Below are 16,320 nucleotides of genomic sequence, written 5' to 3'. Positions count from 1 at the left end.
GCATTCCCTGCGCAGAACGTCTGAATAGATATCTCATTTTTTATATTCCAGGCATTTTTCCAGAAATGCCTGGGGAAGCCTGGGATTTCCATAGTAATAAAAATGCGGAAAACCTGCCAGCAGATGCTCCGATGCATGCAGACACTTCCATGTCCTGCTGCTCATTGGCTTCTCCGCCAAAAATTCATGGCCGCAGGATGTGGACTCGAAATAATGGAACTCATGGGCAGGACTTTTCCCAATATTTTTTCCGAATACGGTTCCCTCCCTCTGGGTAAGCGTCACATATCCAAACCGTCCCAGTTTTTCCGTTCTGTAGGCATGTCCCGGTATGATTCCCACACCGTCGCACGGATTTTTATCCATATCCTCCATGGATTCATGCAGATACATAAAACCGCCGCACTCTGCCAGAATAGGAATCCCCCTCTGATATTCTGCCAGAATGGCACGGCGGATCGGGTAATTATCCTCCAGCTCTTTCCCCAAAAGCTCCGGATAACCGCCGTAAAAAATCAGGCCGCAGACCCCTTCCGGAAGCCTTTTGTCATGGACAGGTGAAAAATATACAATCTCTGCCCCCATCTGCTCCAGCAGCTTTAAGTTGTCCTCATAGACAAAGCAGAACGCCTCATCCCTGGCAACTCCGATTCTGACTTTTTCGGGTAGGGAAAATGCATACGCGCTATCCTCCTTCCAGGGCTTTTCCTCCGGGATTTCCGGGGCACTCCCCGCGATCTCCAGGATTTTGTCCACGCAGAGCGTCTGCTCCAGTATCCCTGCAAGTTTCATGAGTTTTTCCCGGAATCCCTCCACCTCTTCAGGCATTACAAGTCCCAGATGGCGGCTCTCCAGCACACAGTCTTCCACCTTCGGCACATATCCCAGAACGGGGATGGAAAGCTCCTCCTCTATCATTTTCCGGACTCTCGGATACAGCATGGCTGTCATTTGATTCAGAATCACGCCGGCGATCCGGCTGTCCTTTTTATACTCCGCAAATCCCTTGATATAGGGGAGCACAGACACACTCATGCCCCGGCAGTTCACAATGAGAATTGCCGGCGTCTCCGTCACATTTGCCAGCTCATAGGCACTGGCCCTGCTGGTGGTCCCTCCGACCCCGTCATAATATCCCATGACGCCTTCCATAACTGCAACATCCATGCAGCGGCTGTTTTTTGCAAGCAGATACCGCACCATATCCCTGTCAGTGAAAAAGGTGTCCAGGTTTCTGGATTTTGTCCCAATGACTTTTGTATGGAACATGGGATCAATATAATCCGGCCCGCACTTGAAGGATGCCACTTTCAGCCCGCGGTTTTTCAATACCTGAAGAATGCCGCAGGTGAGCAGAGTTTTGCCGCTGCCGCTGGCACCGGCACAAAGAAGTATGCGCGGTATTTTCATATAATATCTCTCCTATCTGATGTCTCCTGTACAGGAAATAATGGTGATTGGATTCTCGCCCATCATCATATGGTAAGGCCCTGCTTTTTTTGCCCTTCCCACACTGAGCTGCACCACATCCGTATCCGTGACCGGCAGCTCCTTTAAGCAGCGCAGCGCCTCCGCCACACTCTCCATGGCAATGCAGTTTATCACGATTCTGACCCTGGGATTTTTTCGCAGCAGCAGTTCCATAATGGCTTTCATATTTCCGGATGAGCCGCCGATGAAGGCATGAGTAGGCGCTTCCAGATCTTCCAGCACCTCCGGGGCCTCCCCCTCCACAACGATCAGATTCTCCGCTGCAAATTTCATTTTATTTTTCTGAAGCAGTTCCGCAGCCAGGGATTTTTTCTCAATGGCGTAAACCCTTCCCCGGGCGGCCCGAAGCGCCATCTCCACAGAGACAGAACCTGTTCCTGCTCCCACATCCCAGCAGACAGAGTCACTGAGAAGCCCCAGCTTGGCAAGAGATACTGTGCGCACCTCCTCCTTTGTCATGGGCACTTTATCCCTTACAAATTCTTCATCCCGTATGCCATGGGTGGCCGGATATGGCACGAATGCTTTGTTCTCCGCATATACCACGCTTAAAGCATCTCCTGTATAAGAGATAAAATCTTTTGGATAACCGGAAATGATCTTCTCCTGTTCATAGGAAAGCTGCTCTCCCACAAACAGACGTACATGCTCCATTCCGTAATCCATCAGTTTCCCTGCCAGCACAGACACGCCGTCCCTGCTGCCAAGAATTGCGAAAACCTTCTCATGGGTGCGGACTGCTGCTGCCAGATTTGCATTTCTTCCGTGGGCGCTTGTGATAAATGCGTCATCCCAGGATCTGCCGATTTTTCCCATGAAATACACCAGGGAGGAGATTCCGCATACCACCCGCACGTGATGTCCCGAAAGCTTTTCCAGAAGTTTTCTTGCTCCGCTGTAAAAGCCCACGTCCCCGGACAATACAACGGCTGTCTTCTCATATTCCGGATGTTCCTCTATATAGCTGCAGATTTTATCACTGTCATACTCCATGCAGGTATCCTGCCCCTCATAAGCGGCTGCCTCCACCATACGTCTGGCGCCGATGATGAGTTCCGCCTCCTTCAGCACCTGCTGTGCCTCCAGTGTCATGAGTTTTTCGCTGCCTACACCTATTCCCACAAGAGAAATTTCCCGGGACGGATGCAGGGAAAACTTTTTGCAGAGCATCCTCCTGCACGCAGCAAGGGAAATTCCTTCCTCCACAAGAGGTCTTCCCACCACGATAGGGGTACAGCCTGTCTCCAGGGCTGCATCCAGTTTTTCCTGATACCCTCCGGTGGCGCCTGACATTTTTGTGACCAGGTATTTACAGTTAAGCTGCTCTATCATAGCCCTGTTCATCTCTTTCGAGAACGGCCCCTGCATGCAGATTAGATTTTTCCCTTCAAATCCATGTTCCGCGCACTGTGCCGCCACATTTGCCAGGGAGAGTACCCGGGCAAACACCCGCTCTCTGTAATCGGGAATAACTGTATATTTGGCGATTTCCTTGCTTCCGGTTGTCACCAGAATGTTTCCCTTGGTGCCCTTCAGATACTCGGCAGCCTCGTCCACACTGGAGACGTAAACGGCTCTGTCATTTTTTTGATCACTCTCCCTGCTGCTGCGGAGAAGCCTTACATATCTGCATCCTGTCTTCTCGCAGGCTGTGCGGATGTTCTTTGTCACCTCAGCCGCATAGGGATGGGTGGCATCAATGACCGGGTCTGCCTGTATGCTGCGCATAAGATTTTCCATATCCTCCTCTGTAAGGCGCGTATGGGAAACCGTCATATTCCCGCTTTTAGGCAGCAGCTCCTCCCCGTACTCCGTAGCCACACAGATATGGGAGGGTATGGACTGGCTGTCCAGAAATTCCGCAGTCTTACGGCCTTCCGTGGTGCCTGCAAACACAAGGACCTTACACATTTTTATAGCCTCTCGGCGTCACCATCCTGCCGCCGATTTCCTTTGTCTGGGAATTGCCGATGAAGACTGTGGTAAACATATCCACTTTTGTCTCCCTCAACTCTTTCAGAGTCATGACTTTCATCTCTTCCCCATCTCTTCCGATATTGCCCACAATTCCGCAGACAGTGTCCTCTGACTTGTATTTCATCATCAGGTCACAGGCTTTCATCAGGTAATCATGGCGCTTTTTACTGGACGGATTGTACAAGCAGACTACAAAATCCCCGTGAGCCGCATCTAACAGCCTGGTCTCAATCTTCTCCCATGGAGTCAGCAGGTCGCTGAGGCTTATCAGACAGAAATCATGGATCAGAGGCGCTCCGAGAACTGCTGCCCCGCCGGTGGCTGCCGTAACCCCCGGAATGATAGTGAGTTCCACGCTGGGATATCCCACGCCTACCTCATACATCAGGCCGGCCATACCGTACACACCTGCATCACCGCTGCAGATCATGGATACGGTCTTTCCCTTCACGGCTTCCTCAAAAGCCATGACACAGCGCTCCACTTCCTTTTTCATAGGCGTTGTGAGAAACTCTTTTCCCGGAAAATGGTCCTTTACCAGATCCACATATACCGTATATCCAATGATCACATCACTGTTCTTCAGGGCTTCCGCAGCCTCAATTGTCATCTTTTCATAGGCACCGGGACCGATACCCACCACGTATAATTTATTCAAAATGCACACTCCATTTCCTTCTGGCCAGAGCAACGGTCACTCCGTCCTCCGCATATTTTCTTAAGATCAACATACTCTTCACGCCGTCCTGGCTGCTGCCCAGTACTGCGCTTCGTTCACAGACATTGTCCACGCCTGTCACCTCTTCCACAAATTTTGACTCCGCAAAGGTGCCTTCCACCTGTGCCAGCTCCTCCTTTGTATAAGTGACAAAAGGCAGGTTTCTGTCCTGACAGTACCCTATAATTCCCGCCTCATCCTTTTTCAGGTCAATGCTTGCCACCCGCTCCATAGATACAGAGGGAAGCAGCAGCTCATCGCAGGCTCTGCGGATGACACGCTCCACAGTCTCTTTTTCGGTATCCTTTCTGCAGCCCACACCTACTGTCACCACTCTTGGCACCAGGTACAGGGTATGGACAAAAGGATGCTTCTGGTAATTATCCGTCACATAGATACCGATCTCCGGTTTTTCTTTTTCCTCATCCAGCAGCACAAGCTCTGAGGGGATATCCCCGATCCATGGAAAATCACTGGCAAATCCCACTTCCTTTCCATCCACAAGCGCTGCGGAAATCTCCTTCGCCAGATCCATATCGGAAATATAGCATCCGTTTTTCCTGGCAAACACATCCACCGCAAATTTCTTATTGATATCCGTCGCTGTGGTGATGACCGGTGTGGCGTGAATGATGTCCGCGATCTCCTCCGTGAGTTCATTGGCACCGCCGATATGTCCTGACAGCAGGGAAATGGCAAAACCGCCCTGCTCATCTACCACAATGACAGCCGGATCTATTTTCTTACTGGTCACAAAGGGGGCAATGCTGCGCACAGCGATTCCGCAGGCTCCCACAAACACAATGGCATCTGAATCCCGGAAGCGCATGCCCGCCCATTCTTTTATGGAGGCGTCAACAGGCTTTGCAAACTGCTTTACATTGCGGAAGGACCTGTCGTCCACCTCAAGCTGTGACTCATCCATGACTTTTTTTGTATATTTACTTTTTGTATAGGACTCTACCTCATATCCGCGCTCTTTCATCACCCAGTAGAGCATCTCGCTCAAACGGTATCCCGCACGGCTGAAGCTGATAATGGAAACTTTCATATGGAATCCGTACCCTTTCTGAATTCTGTTGTAAAACCGGGATCATATAATTTTGAACGGTCATATCCGTTATGCGCCACCACATCGCCGATGATCATAAGTGCTGTCTTGGTGATCTGGTTCTCCCTGGCTGTCTCCGCCAGAGTTCCCACTGTGCAGACAAAGGATTTCTCATCCTCCCAGGTGGCCTTGTACACGATTGCTGCCGGTGTATCCGCGGTATAACCGCCCTCGATCAGCCGCCTGGAAAGCTCTTCCAGAAGGCCTGTGCTCAAAAACACCACCATGGTGGCATGGTGCGCCGCAAAAGACTCAATACTCTCCTTTTCCGGCACCGGCGTTCTGCCTGCCATTCTTGTGATGATCACACTCTGGGACACATTTGGCAGCGTATATTCCAGATCCAGAGCTGCAGCTGCTCCGCAGAAGGAACTTACGCCCGGACAGTAATCATAGGCAATGTTCTCCTTATCCAGCACATCCATCTGCTCCCGGATGGCACCGTACAGACAGGGGTCACCTGTATGAAGGCGCACCGTCACTTTATTCTCCTCCTCGGCCCTGCGCATAACATCCAGAACCTCCTCCAGTGTCATCCTGGCACTGTTGAAAATCTCACAGCCTTCCTTTGCGTACTCCAGAAGCTGCGGATTCACCAGGGAACCTGCATAAATGATGATATCTGCTTCCTCCAGAAATTTCTTTCCTCTCAGGGTGATCAAATCAGGGGCACCGCTCCCCGCTCCTACAAAATGTATCATAATGTCTCCTTCTCTTTTGCAATAATCAGGGAATAATATCCGGACTGTTCCGGTATGTCCTCTGCGCACTCATATATTTTTTCTGTGGGCATACCGCAGTCCTCGATCATAACTGCTGCCTGTCCGCTTTCCAGTATGCTCTCACGCACCTGTTTCAGTTTTTTACCTGTCTTCATCAGCACTTTGGTGCCCGGAAGCTTCAGAATGTCATCCATGGTATCCGCATTATAGGTAGCCGGAATCACATGAAGAGGCTCTGCCATCTCCACAAGTCCCATATTCAGTCTGGCCGCCACTGCGCAGAAGGAGGTAATGCCGCTTACGATCTCAGCCTCATATCCGCGCTCCACGATCCTTTTATGTACATAGAGATAAGTGGAGTACACAGTGGGGTCCCCCAGTGTGAGAAACGCCACATTTTTCCCCTCTTTCAGCCGGGCTTCCACATCGTCTGCCGCCTTGTCGTGATTGGCCTCCAATACCTTTTTGTCCTTTGTCATGGGCATGGCAACTGGAATGAGTTCTTTTTCATCCAGGCCGTCATAGGCACCTTTTACAATTTTATAAGCCACACTCTCCTTAACATTATTTCCGGGTACGGCGATGACCTCGCTTTCCCTGATCAGGCGGAGCGCCTTGAGTGTAAGCAGTTCCGGGTCTCCCGGCCCCACTCCTAATCCAAACAATTTACCTTTCATCTGTTTCCTTCTCCTTTATCTTTTGATATCGTATTTTCTTTGTGACAGCGGAAGGCTGAACGGTTACCGCTGTTCTTCTTTTATCAGCCTCATCAGCTCCCCGGCTTTTTCTGTCTCTCCGAGATAGCCGAATTCGTTTGAAAAAATAACGGCACCCATCTTCATCCTGTCATAAGCGCGGTGATGCAGATAATAGGAAATCCTGTCTGTCACCTCTTTCATGGTCTCCTTCAGCTTTCCCTCTCTCTGAATCAGCACCAGCGCTTCATCTGTGGTGACGGTGTTCAGAATATCCAGTGCCGTCTCTGCGGATATTCCCGCGCGCATGGCATTGGCAGCCAGTACTTCAGCCCTGGCGTCTGCACAGCGGGAATGGGTGTTCATGATCCCTGCCGCCACTTTTACAAATTTTCCGATATGGGATACAAAAAGAATGCCTTCCACACCCATGGAAACTGCCATGTCGATTGTCTCACCCACGTAGTTGCTGCATTTCATGGCCCCCTCAAGGGGAAGGTCCATATGCTCCTTCAGATATGCGGAGCCGTAATTGCCGGGGGTCACCAGCAGAAAACGGCTGCCGTTTTCCACACGCTGCCGCATTTCCACTTCTATGGTTTTTATGAGCGCGCTCTCACTCATGGGCTCCACAATTCCGGAGGTTCCCAGAATAGAAATACCTCCCTGAATACCCAGCCTTGGGTTAAAGGTCTTCTTCGCCGCCTCCTCCCCGTTAGGAACGCTTATAATGATTTCCAGACCACCCTCATGATCATATTCCGAACAGATGTCCTCCGCTGCTTTCAGAATCATACTGCGGGGTACTTTGTTGATTGCCGCACTGCCCACCGGCTGTTCCAGACCTTTCTTTGTCACGCGTCCCACGCCGGGGCCGCCGTCCAGAACTATTTTAGATTCACCGGTTTTCTTTACCCGGGAAAAGATCTCCAGACCGTCTGTCATATCCGGGTCATCTCCCGCGTCCTTGCGCACAGCGCAGGACACAAAATCCTCCCCCTTTTCGATATGCAGAATCTCCAGATTCAGCAGTATTCCTTTTGGTGTCATAAAGGAGATGTCCCGGATCTCCTCTCCTGACAAAAGCATCCGGGCAGCCGCTTCGGAAGCTGCAGCCGCACAGGTTCCGGTGGTGTAACCGAAACGCATCTTCCTGTTATTCCTGATAATGTAATAGTCTTCCAGACCAGTCTTATGTGTCATATGTTCATTTCTCCGAATCGGCCGGTATCAGCCGCATCTTTTGCTAAAATCTCAGAAAACCCGCTCTGCGGTTTTCTATTTTCATAAATGAAAAACCGCTGCCAGAAAACTGACAACGGATTCTTTTTCTTATGGGTAACAGCAGAATAAAAAACACACACTTATCCTGTTGTTTTGAACTGTCCGGTTGCCGCAGACGTCCCCCTCTCCGGCACCGCACGTATCTGGCTTTACAGTAACGGACTTGCACAGGAATTCCACCTGCTTCCGTAACGTTTCCGGGTCATATAATCACTGTTGTAATTATATAATTTTCCCCGGGAAAAGTCAATGTAAAAGCGCACTTCCGTCAGATGATGATGCAGACAAGTCCGCCTTTGCTGTCATTGACAATTTTCTGCATGGTATCCTGAAGTTTTACCTGGCTCTCATCGCTGATCTGGACCAGTTTTGTGTGAATGCCGTCCTCAACTAACTGTCCGATGGACTTGCCGAAAATATTTGTCTGCCAGATACTCTCCTGTCTCTCATCGCTGGTCTTGATATATTCGATCAGGTCTTTTGCCTGTTCCTCGCTTCCCACGATGGGAGCAATTTCTGTCTCAATATTGGCCCGTATCATATGGATGGACGGACTGACGGATTTAATTTTCACGCCGTATTTGCTGCCCTGTTTAATGACCATGGGCTCTTCCAGCTTAATTTCCGATTTATCCGGTGTCACTACACCGTAGCCCTTTCCTCTCACAGAGGAGATGGCTTCCCGCACCTTCACGTATTCTTCCTTCATTTTAGCCAGTTCCTGCATGGTATGGATCAGCTCATACTCGTCGGAAATGGATACCCCTGTCATCTCACTTAAGACAGCATAGTACCAGTTCTCATCCATGTCCACCCGTATCCTCACCCTGCCGGTGGAAAGATCCAGGGCCTCCGGTACCAGATTTCGCACATACTGAGATTTCAGAACCATTTTATCCCTGGTGGCATCTTTCACGTATTTCATTTTTCCCATGAGTTCCCGGATACAGCTAAGCAGCTCTGCTTTCAGATAATGGTCTGTAGGAAGGATTTCCACCCATTTCGGTATGAAAAATTCCATCTGTACGATTGGGAACTCATACAATACTTTTTCCATGATCCTGGTCACATCATCCCTGCGGAGCTGCTCACAGTTCACGCTCAGAACACCTGCCTGATACTTCTGTTTCAGCTCCTCACACAGAGCAAGTGTCTCCTCCTTGTAGGGCTTCTGGGAATTTACCAGGATCAAAAACGGTTTTCCCGCTTTTTTCAGCTCCGCAACGGTTTTCTCCTCACTCTCTATGTAATTATTCCTGGGGATCTCTCCAAAAGAACCGTCACATGTGATAACAAGACCGATATTGGAATGTTCCTCGATCACTTTCTTTGTGCCTGTCTCCGCTGCCTGATGGAAAGGTATTTCATATCCGAACCAGGGAGTCTTGACCATACGCTCCTTGCCGTCCTCCATATTGCCCGCTGCATCCGGCACCATATACCCTACACAGTCGATGAGACGGATCTTCGCGGTCACATCATCACCGATTTTTATCTTAGCGGCTTCTTTCGGAATAAATTTTGGCTCCACGGTGGTGATCAATTTTCCGGAACCGCTTAAAGGGAGCTGGTCTCTCACCTCTTTCTGTGCTGTCTCTTCCATGTTAGGCAGTGCTGCCAGCTCCATAAAACGGCGGACAAATGTGGATTTTCCCGTCCGCACCGGTCCCACTACCCCTATGTAAATTTCTCCTCTGGTGCGGGCTTGTATGTCTTTATAAATGTTATATGTATCCATGAAAATACCCCCTTATCGTACTGCTAAATTATATGCTTCCGGCCCTTCAGATATTCCTTTTCTTTCATAAAATGCCATAGAACCGAACATTTGTTCTTGACACTTTTTCTTCCCTGTGCTATTCTGTAAGCAGAACATACATTCGGAAGGATTTGAGCAATATGTACTTATCATCATCCCTTACCCTGGAAGAAAAACTAAAGATTTTATCTGATGCGGCCAAGTACGATGTGGCCTGTACCTCCAGCGGCTCTGACCGCCGCGGTGAGAAGGGCAGTCTGGGCAATTCCGTAGCTGCAGGCATCTGCCACAGCTTTGCCTCTGACGGACGCTGTATCTCCCTGTTAAAAATTCTATTATCCAATGAGTGCATCTATGACTGCAAATACTGTCTGAACCGCCGTTCCAACGACAAAGTGCGCACCACTTTCACCCCGGATGAGATCTGCAGCCTTACCGTAGAATTTTATAAAAGAAACTATATAGAAGGTCTCTTTTTAAGCTCCGGCGTCGTAAAAACACCGACCTATACCATGGAACTTATGTATCGAAGCCTTTATCTGCTGCGCACCAAATACCATTTCCGCGGCTATATTCATGCCAAAGCCGTCCCCGGAGCCGCTCCTGAGATCATTGAGCAGATTGGCTATTTGGCTGACCGCATGAGCGTCAATATGGAACTTCCCACCAGAGAGTCCCTTCATGCCCTGGCACCCGGCAAAAGTCATGAGAATATCTTAAAGCCCATAAAACAAATACAGCACGGCATCACAGACTACCGCCTCTCCATAGGCAAGTCTGCCCAGATGGAGCGCAGCAGTGCCAACCGCTACCTCTCCAACTCCATCTTCAAAGACAAAAAAGAAAAACAGGACACCATCACAGGCTCTTCCGGCAGCAAAGCTCTGAACGGCCCTCAGACCCCTGCCGGGACAGGCCCTTCTGCCTCCCCGGCCCATCCTGCACCCTCATCGGATGCCGGAAGTCCGTCCTTTTATTTCCGCCAAAACACACCTTCTCTGCCTGCTGCCCAAAACCGTTCTTTTGTCCCCGCAGGCCAGAGCACACAGATGATCATCGGTGCCACCCCGGAAAACGACTACCAGCTTTTACAGGTAACACAGTCCCTGTACCAGCAGTTTGACTTAAAGCGCGTCTTTTTCTCCGCCTATGTCCCTCTGAACGAGGACTCCGCCCTTCCCTCCCTGGACACGGCCCCTCCCCTTTTAAGAGAGCATCGTCTGTACCAGGCGGACTGGCTTCTGCGCTTTTACGGCTTCCACGCAGAGGACCTTCTGGACCCCAGCCGTCCGAACTTCAACATCCTTTTGGATCCCAAGTGCGACTGGGCTCTGCGCCACCTGGGGCTGTTCCCCATAGAGATTCAGACCGCATCCTACGAGGATCTGCTGAAAGTCCCCGGCCTGGGCAACAAATCCGCCTATCGGATCGTCCAGGCCCGCCGGACCACCCGCCTGGATTTCCCGGCCCTAAAAAAACTGGGCGTCGTCCTGAAACGCGCCCAATACTTTATCACCTGCAGCGGCAAAATGCTGTACCGCACCCCCATTGAAGAGGATTTCATCACCCGCCAGCTCACCTCCACCGACCAAAAAACCACCTGGTCCCTGGATCATCCCCAAACCTACCGCCAGCTCTCCCTCTTCGACGACCTGCACCTGTCCACCCCCGCCCCCGAGGATTCCCTAAAAACCCTCAGCGGCCAGCTATAGTATAGTCTTTTTTGTTTTTTCTTTTCACACCGTTCAACCGCCAATACCCAGGGAAACTCGCAGGGAAGAGGCCGGGGCACCGTGTCTGCGGTGAGCGATGTATAGTGGAGCGGCCCGGCCTCTTCCCTGCGAGTTTCCCGTCCCAATATCATTTGAAAGGAGCCCCCCACATGGTAATATTCACCTGCCAAGACACCTTTGAATCCATGATGACCTGCATTTACGACGCCTGGTCCGCCCGTCTGGGCCACAACAACATAAAACTCCAGATTGAACCCATCTGGTCCCCGGAACTTTTCTGCGACTACCGCCACGTAGACCCCGACGAAGAGAAAGTACAAAAAGTGATCCGCTCCGTCAGGCAAAAAATTTCCGAAAATTCATATCATGACATCTACCGGGCTGCCATGTCCGACCATCCTGACAAACTGGATATTATCTACCGCTACATGATCCTTGGTTTTGTCTGCGGAGAAAAAACCCCCCGGATGTTCGGTAATCCTGCCGTATCCGCTCTCTTTGAGCTGGACCGGAAGGTAGCCAATGAAGCACATCTCTTTCGGGAATTTGTCCGCTTTTCCCGGCTGAAAAACCAGGTACTGCTCTCCATCATTGAACCCAAATGTAATGTCCTCACACTCCTTGCCCCCAACTTTGAGGACCGTATGCCTTCAGAACACTGGATGATCGTAGACAAGACACGGATGCTTTCCGTCGTACATCCTGCTGACAGCGACTACTTTTTGACTCCCGTGACACATGAAGAGCTCTCCTACATGGAAGCTTCCAAAGACCGCTTTGACCCCTATGTGGGCCTCTGGAAATCCTTCTTTCAGACTATCGGCATTGAACAGCGCAAAAACCCTCGCTGCCAACGCAATATGCTGCCCATATGGTACCGTAAACACATGCCTGAATTCCAGTGATGAACCTGCGCACGCCAAGACACCCAATCAGCAGTTTCCTGTATACACATACTTCAGATACTTTCCTGCCTCTTCTGCCAGCCGATATACCTTCCTAACATCGGCTGCCTCCCGGTCCTGCATCTTCCATCGTGGAAAGAACCTGGTCACATGCAGCGGAATCTCACAGCTCAAGGATGCCGTCCATTTGGCCAGATTCTGCATCTCAGAAACAGAATCATTTTCTCCGGGCACCACCAGTGTGGTAAGTTCCACATGACACACTTTGACGGCTTTTTCTATAAATGCTTTTACGGTTTCCAGGTCCCCTCCCAATTTTTTGTAATACGATTCTGTAAATCCCTTCAGATCTATATTCATGGCATCAATATACGACAGCACAGCATCCTCTGTCTCCTCTGTAAATGCTCCGTTGGTGACAAGGATATTCTTCATTCCTCTTTTTCTTACTTCTCTGGCAGTATCCCGCACATATTCATACCCCACAAGAGGCTCATTATATGTAAAAGCGATGCCTATATTTCCACGCGTTCTCAACGCCTCTGCCTGCTTGGCCAGCTCCTTGGGGCTGAAGGGCACAGATTCCAGTTCCTGTTCACCGGCCATGGAAATCTCAAAATTCTGACAAAACGGACAGGACATGTTACAGCCGAAACTGCCCACAGAAAGGACCTTTTTTCCGGGATAGAATCTCTGCAGCGGTTTCTTCTCCACAGGGTCCAGCGCCAGCGCAGTACATCTTCCATAATTGACAGATTCTATTCTGCCCTTCACATTCCGCCTTGCCCTGCAGCGTCCTGTCTGTCCCTCTTCCAGCCGGCAGTGATGCATACAAACTCCACATACGTTTCCCATAAGATTCCTCCGCACTCATGCGCATCCTGTTATCACTTGTGTCTGGTCACCCGAAATCTTTCCAGCTTGATTCCCTCTTCCATATGATCGATACCGGCTTTCTGCATGGCAATGGATATCTGTTCTTCCACGGTATCCACGCCCTCCAGATTCGGAAGAAGGAGACCTCTCTTTCTCCCCTTAGACACAATCACGCCGTACTCCTTTACATCCAGCTCCTCCGGTGATGCAATTTCTTCTGTTTCCCCCAGAACATCCACACTGTAGACGAGTCTGTCAAGCTCCTCCTCCCTGACAGGTGAAAATCTGGGATCACGGCAGCCGGCGCTTACGGCATTCTCCACAATCTCCTCCGCTATGGAATCTGTCACAGGTGAAATTGTTCCAATGCATCCGCGCAGCCTTCCGTGCAGTTTCAGAGAGACAAATACACCTGCACGCCCGGAACGTAATTCTTCCGGAAGATTCTCCAAAACCGCCGTCTTTCTCCCTGTTTTCACATAAGTCTCCAAGGATTTTCTTGCCAACTTCACATAGGCATCCTCGGATGCTCTCATACTCTCCAGCTTTCGTCTCTGTATCTCTTCATACTGACTGAGAAAATGCCTTTTCTCATCCGTACCTGAAACCTCATATGTACAGATTCCATATCCTACGCCAAACGGACCTTCATAAGACAAACGCCTTACGTTTACAGCTTTTCCATCCAAAGCCCCGGCCATGATGACAAAAGACCGGTGCCCACACTCTGCTGCTTTCTCACAGAACTCCTCCCCGAATTCCAAGAGATCCCCGAAATTTCCGGTTCCCATTACCTGCATGATTCTTTCATCATACTCCGGCCCCTCCTTTTGGTACCCATAAGGACCACTCTCCAAAAGCTTATGGGATAAATCTCCGCTGGCGATCATGACAACATTTCTGTGAAGCGCATCAGCGGCCCGGCTGATATACTGTCCCAGCCGATAATGTGCTTCCAGTGACTGTCCTGACAGTCCAATACGAAGGACCTTACATCTGACGTTCTGTTTCTTCAGAAAATACAGGGGAATCATAGCCCCATGGTCCAGCCTGCTGTCGCGCTCCCCCCTGGTTCCGGCCATAAACCCATCCCTGTCCAGAAGTCTGCACAGATAGCTGCGCAATTCTGAATCATACTCTGCATCCATCCGGATCTCTTTTGCTCTGAACTGTCCGAAATCCCCGGATGCTCCTCTTCCCGGTGAGATATGGAAATAATCCGCATACATGACAGTGTGCGGTGTCGTCACCACAACCGTATCCGGACAGAGCTTCGCCACATGCTGCGCGGCCTTCTCATATGCCGCTGTTGTAGCTGAAATCCCTTTCTCCTGTCCCCTTCCCACCTCCGGAATGATAAGCGGCGGATGGGGAACCATAACAGCACCACGTATTGACATGATATCAACTCCTCTCCCTGCATTCATCACACGATTCACTTCTCATAGTTCTATTATACATCCGGGATGATTCCATGAAAACCATAGATTGGAATCTCCCCTGACTTTTCCCGGATATTCTCTACACCATACTGCGAAATGGCTGCATGATCAGTCCGACCACACGCATAGCAGCCTTTTTCCAGAAAGGGATCTCCTCCACCTGTATATGCTCAGGTACTTCATAGGTATCAGGTCCGGTCACGGTCCTGCAGTCCTTCTCCATCTCCTCCATATATCCGGTCAACTCCTCTGTCAGTTCCCTGCTCTGTACTGCCAGCATCAGCTCAGTATCCACATATGTGCTGCGCAGGTCCATATTATAGGAGCCGATAATAGACATATCCTCATCAATCACCACAGATTTCCCGTGATAAGATACGCCGCCGTCATATTCCAGAATCTGCACACCGGTATTAAATACCTCGTTTTTCCTGTACAGATAATCGCTGGATGCCATAAAATTGTCACCGTTTTCTACAGAATTGATGACCATTCTGCTGTCCGGTACCTGCCCCGCGATCTCTGTCAGTTCTCTCTTCATGTAACCGTTCAGAACCACATACGGAGTATGGATGATCACTCTTTCTTTTGCCTGCTTCATAAGTTCGGAAAGTTCATAAAACAATACCGGCTTCTTCCCATAGATTCCCGTTGGATTTGAAAGAAGAGTCACCTTGTTTGTTTCGCAGGTCATCTCACCGTAATCACAATCCCGGAACAAACCCGGATTTTCCTTTTTCAGTTTTTCATATCTTTTGGTCAGCATGTCAATCATGCTCTTAACCTTATGGTCCTCCCTCAGGTTTTCCTGATCATGAAACAGCCTGCACTCTTTTTTATCCCACATGCGGCTGAAATACGCCTCCACCTGATACAGGGAACTTTCATCCTCTCCCCGCTGCTTTGGATTCGTGTTATATATCAGTACCTCCCTGTCATAACTCATATTTTTATTTGGATAATCGCCGATAAAGTAGTCAAAGGTATTCCTGCCGCCCAGAATATAGGCCATTTCATCCACAATGACGTATTTATCATGCATTCTTCCCTGGGTTTTCCAGGGCATTGCCAGATTCAGTTTATTATATATTTTTATCTCCACATTCGGATGGGAAGAAAGAGCATAAAAAAGCTCATTCCCCTCCAGACGGATGGTACCGCTCACCCCGTCTACCAGAATTTGTATTCTGATTCCCTCCTCTGCCCTGTGATACAGAACAGCCAGCAAGTCCCTTGTGCTCTTTCCATCTCTCATGTCAAATGTGGAAAGTACAATTCGCTCCTTTGCCTGATGAAACAGCCGGATTCTCTCATCCCATGCGCTCTTATTTGTCTCCAGCAGCATCGCTCTGTCCACGCCTGTGCGGTCTCTGTAGCACTCTGACACGGAAAAGTTCTTCTTTGTCTCCTCTGACACCTTTTTATAATGGACAAACGGACCCACCGCTCCTGCTACGAGATAGACCAGGAAAAATAGAACTATAAATAACAGCCATCGAATTTTAAACTTTCTCATTTCTATCACCCTTTACTGTTTTTGTAAAGATAACCACATAGGTTATCATAGGGCACCATACTGCTTTCTGCCTGAAAAGTCAAGAACAAAG

13 protein-coding genes are annotated in these 16,320 nt (G+C 49.8%); 2 read left to right on the top strand and 11 right to left on the bottom strand.

Features of this window, described 5'->3' with window-relative positions; translation table 11 throughout:
- Positions 1-33: 33 nt before the first annotated feature.
- From LC508_RS02870 to spoIVA, 8 genes are all read right to left on the bottom strand, one after another.
- The gene (locus LC508_RS02870; protein WP_103733223.1) at positions 34-1,410 is read right to left on the bottom strand and encodes a cobyrinate a,c-diamide synthase; all 1,377 of its coding nucleotides are present in this window, start codon (positions 1,408-1,410) and stop codon (positions 34-36) included.
- Between the two features lie 12 nt (positions 1,411-1,422).
- Positions 1,423-3,402, bottom strand: a complete 1,980-nt coding sequence (gene cobK / locus LC508_RS02865; RefSeq protein WP_118593994.1) for a precorrin-6A reductase — start codon at positions 3,400-3,402, stop codon at positions 1,423-1,425.
- The gene (gene cobJ / locus LC508_RS02860) at positions 3,395-4,126 is read right to left on the bottom strand and encodes a precorrin-3B C(17)-methyltransferase (protein ID WP_033141821.1); all 732 of its coding nucleotides are present in this window, start codon (positions 4,124-4,126) and stop codon (positions 3,395-3,397) included. Before cobJ ends, cobK begins: the two co-directional genes overlap by 8 nt.
- The gene (locus tag LC508_RS02855) at positions 4,119-5,237 is read right to left on the bottom strand and encodes a cobalt-precorrin 5A hydrolase (RefSeq protein ID WP_054351242.1); all 1,119 of its coding nucleotides are present in this window, start codon (positions 5,235-5,237) and stop codon (positions 4,119-4,121) included. Before LC508_RS02855 ends, cobJ begins: the two co-directional genes overlap by 8 nt.
- Entirely contained in the window at positions 5,234-5,998 is a 765-nt protein-coding gene (gene cobM / locus LC508_RS02850; protein WP_054351241.1) for a precorrin-4 C(11)-methyltransferase, read from the bottom strand. The genes LC508_RS02855 and cobM overlap by 4 nt, the downstream gene beginning before the upstream one ends.
- On the bottom strand, positions 5,995-6,696 hold the full coding sequence (gene cobI, locus LC508_RS02845; RefSeq protein ID WP_033141824.1) for a precorrin-2 C(20)-methyltransferase: 702 nt from the start codon (positions 6,694-6,696) through the stop codon (positions 5,995-5,997). The genes cobM and cobI overlap by 4 nt, the downstream gene beginning before the upstream one ends.
- A gap of 63 nt (positions 6,697-6,759) precedes the next feature.
- Positions 6,760-7,917 (bottom strand): cobalt-precorrin-5B (C(1))-methyltransferase CbiD, encoded by a 1,158-nt coding sequence (gene cbiD / locus LC508_RS02840; RefSeq protein WP_033141825.1) that lies wholly within the window; start codon positions 7,915-7,917, stop codon positions 6,760-6,762.
- A gap of 349 nt (positions 7,918-8,266) precedes the next feature.
- A complete protein-coding gene (gene spoIVA, locus LC508_RS02835; protein WP_033141826.1) occupies positions 8,267-9,736 on the bottom strand; it encodes a stage IV sporulation protein A in 1,470 nt (489 codons plus the stop codon).
- Positions 9,737-9,897: 161 nt separating this feature from the next.
- Between spoIVA and LC508_RS02830 the strand changes: the two genes are divergently transcribed.
- Together LC508_RS02830 and LC508_RS02825 are read left to right on the top strand one after the other, a co-directional pair.
- Positions 9,898-11,469 (top strand): putative DNA modification/repair radical SAM protein, encoded by a 1,572-nt coding sequence (locus LC508_RS02830; protein ID WP_118593995.1) that lies wholly within the window; start codon positions 9,898-9,900, stop codon positions 11,467-11,469.
- A gap of 170 nt (positions 11,470-11,639) precedes the next feature.
- The gene (locus LC508_RS02825; protein ID WP_103732800.1) at positions 11,640-12,395 is read left to right on the top strand and encodes a TIGR03915 family putative DNA repair protein; all 756 of its coding nucleotides are present in this window, start codon (positions 11,640-11,642) and stop codon (positions 12,393-12,395) included.
- A 27-nt stretch (positions 12,396-12,422) separates the two neighbouring features.
- Here the strand turns inward: LC508_RS02825 and amrS are convergent, their stop codons facing one another.
- The 3 genes from amrS to LC508_RS02810 all read right to left on the bottom strand — a co-directional run bounded on the left by amrS (position 12,423) and on the right by LC508_RS02810 (position 16,229).
- Positions 12,423-13,250 (bottom strand): AmmeMemoRadiSam system radical SAM enzyme, encoded by an 828-nt coding sequence (gene amrS / locus LC508_RS02820; protein ID WP_103732801.1) that lies wholly within the window; start codon positions 13,248-13,250, stop codon positions 12,423-12,425.
- A gap of 32 nt (positions 13,251-13,282) precedes the next feature.
- Positions 13,283-14,671: an AmmeMemoRadiSam system protein A gene (amrA, locus tag LC508_RS02815; RefSeq protein WP_103732802.1), complete on the bottom strand. Its 1,389-nt coding sequence runs from the start codon at positions 14,669-14,671 to the stop codon at positions 13,283-13,285.
- 121 nt (positions 14,672-14,792) lie between these two features.
- On the bottom strand, positions 14,793-16,229 hold the full coding sequence (locus LC508_RS02810; protein ID WP_103732803.1) for a phospholipase D family protein: 1,437 nt from the start codon (positions 16,227-16,229) through the stop codon (positions 14,793-14,795).
- Positions 16,230-16,320: the final 91 nt, after the last annotated feature.

The sequence above is a fragment of the Blautia parvula genome (assembly GCF_020215665.1).
Lineage (GTDB): Bacteria > Bacillota > Clostridia > Lachnospirales > Lachnospiraceae > Blautia > Blautia celeris.
The sequence above is the reverse complement of the archived record's forward strand: the minus strand, read 5'-3'. Positions and strand labels throughout refer to the sequence as shown.